This is a genomic window from Streptomyces sp. BR123 (assembly GCF_013401435.1).
Classification (GTDB): Bacteria; Actinomycetota; Actinomycetes; order Streptomycetales; family Streptomycetaceae; genus Streptomyces.
The window spans coordinates 1-1,691 of sequence record NZ_JACBGN010000575.1 but is presented as its reverse complement, the minus strand read 5'-3'; the positions used below and the strand labels follow the sequence as shown (position 1 = coordinate 1,691).

Here is a 1,691-nt window from a genome sequence, read left to right as displayed (position 1 = left end):
CCCGCAGCCCCCGGCCCCGGCAAGGTGCCGACCCTGCCGCCCGGCCCGAACGGCCTGACCCCGGTCTTCGAACGGGCGAAGCAGCAGACCGAGAAGACCGTCGCCCTGACCTTCGACGCGGACATGACCTCGGACCAGGGGCCGCGCGCCGCCGGCGGGGAGCGCTTCGACAACCCCGGGCTGATCTCCGCGCTGCGGTCCCTGAACGTGCCGTCCACGATCTTCATGACGGGCCGGTGGGCCGAGGAGTACCCCGACCAGGTGAAGGCGATCGGCACCGACCCGACCTTCGAGATCGCCAACCACTCCTACAGCCACCACGCCTTCAAGTCCCCCTGCTACGGGCTCCCCACGCTCGACGCCGCGGCCGCCCGGGCCGACGTGGACCGGGCCTTCGCCGCCTTCCGCACGGCAGGAGCCGTCAACACCGTCCCCTACTTCCGCTTCCCCGGCGGCTGCTACGACGACCAGGCGCTGCGGGCGCTGTCCACGGCCAAGGTCACGGCGGTCCAGTGGGACGTGGTCAGCGGGGACGCCTTCGCCAAGGACCCGCACGCCGTGGCCCAGCAGGTGATCTCCGGAGTGAAGCCGGGCTCGGTGGTGGTCATGCACTGCACGCGCAGCGCCGCCCCGGTCACCGAGGAGGCCATCCGCACGATCGTCCCGGAGCTCCGCAAGCGCGGCTACCGGTTCGTGAAGGTGTCCGAGCTCATCGGGAAGTAGCCGCGGCTGCGAGGGCGGCCCGACCCGGTCGCGTACAGGGGCGGCGGCTCAGCCGCGCCGCCGTGCCACCAGACAGGCCACCGCCCCCGCCCCGCAGGCCAGGACCAGGGCCGCCGCGGTGGCCGCCGCCAGCCCGGCGGTGGCCACCGTGCCCGTACGGGACCCCGCGACCAGGGCCGTCACCGCACCGCGGGCCGGGGAAGCGGGCAGGCCCAGGGCGGCCAGGGAGCCGAGGCCGCCTGCCAGGACCGCGAAGCCCGTCGGGCGCACCAGCGGCCGGCTGCCCAGCGCCCCGACCGCCGTGCCGGCCAGCGCGCAGGCCGGCACCGCCAGGGCCGCCGCGCCCGCGGCCGTCCCGGCCGGCACCCCGGCGCGCCCGCCCACCAGCAGGACCGCCGCGGCGGCCGCCGCCCCGGCGAGCAGCGCACCGGCCAGGGCGGTCAGCAGGGCCGCCGCGTGAACGCGTACGGGGCCTGCCGCCGCGGTGGCGCAATCACGCGCGGCGGCGGGCTCGTTGGTGACGCACACCCGGACCAGCCAGGCGGCGACGGGCACGAGCCCGGCCGCCGCCCAGCCCAGCGAGTCGAGCACCGGCTCCCCGGCCCGTATCCCGGCGGCCAGAAAGGCGGCGTAGAGCAGCAGCGGCCCGATCCACCGCTGCGAGCGCAGCAACAGCGCACTCTGATAGCGGACCAACCCGGCAAGCGCGGCGAGCCCGGGGAAGCCGGTCACGGAGGTCATGGCAGTTCCTCCACGCCTCGGATGCGCCAGGGCGGCGTCGCCGTGAGCAGGGCGCGCAGCACGGCATCGGACCGGTCCGCAGGCACCGTGACCAGCAGGCCGCCGTCGGGAGCGGCCGAGGCGCCGTCCAGCCCGGCCGGCAGGACGGAACCGGCCGGCCACGCGGCCCCGGCCGGCCCGGCCGCCCGGATCCGCACCCAGGGCCCCGCGTCCGCCCCCTCCCCCAC

General features: G+C 77.2%; 2 protein-coding genes and 1 pseudogene. 1 reads left to right on the top strand and 2 read right to left on the bottom strand.

The features are described 5' to 3' along the window. Window positions 1-723, top strand: a 723-nt coding sequence (locus HYE82_RS36370; protein WP_256988205.1) for a polysaccharide deacetylase family protein, incomplete at its 5' end; no start/stop codon positions are given. Between the two features lie 48 nt (window positions 724-771). On the opposite strand, the gene HYE82_RS36365 is transcribed toward HYE82_RS36370, so the two are convergent. After that, window positions 772-1,464, bottom strand: coding sequence for an ABC transporter (locus HYE82_RS36365; RefSeq protein ID WP_179178491.1), 693 nt, complete (start codon window positions 1,462-1,464; stop codon window positions 772-774). Beyond that, a pseudogene (locus HYE82_RS36360) lies at window positions 1,461-1,691 on the bottom strand (ABC transporter ATP-binding protein); the annotation flags it as partial. The gene HYE82_RS36365 and the pseudogene HYE82_RS36360, both read right to left, overlap by 4 nt.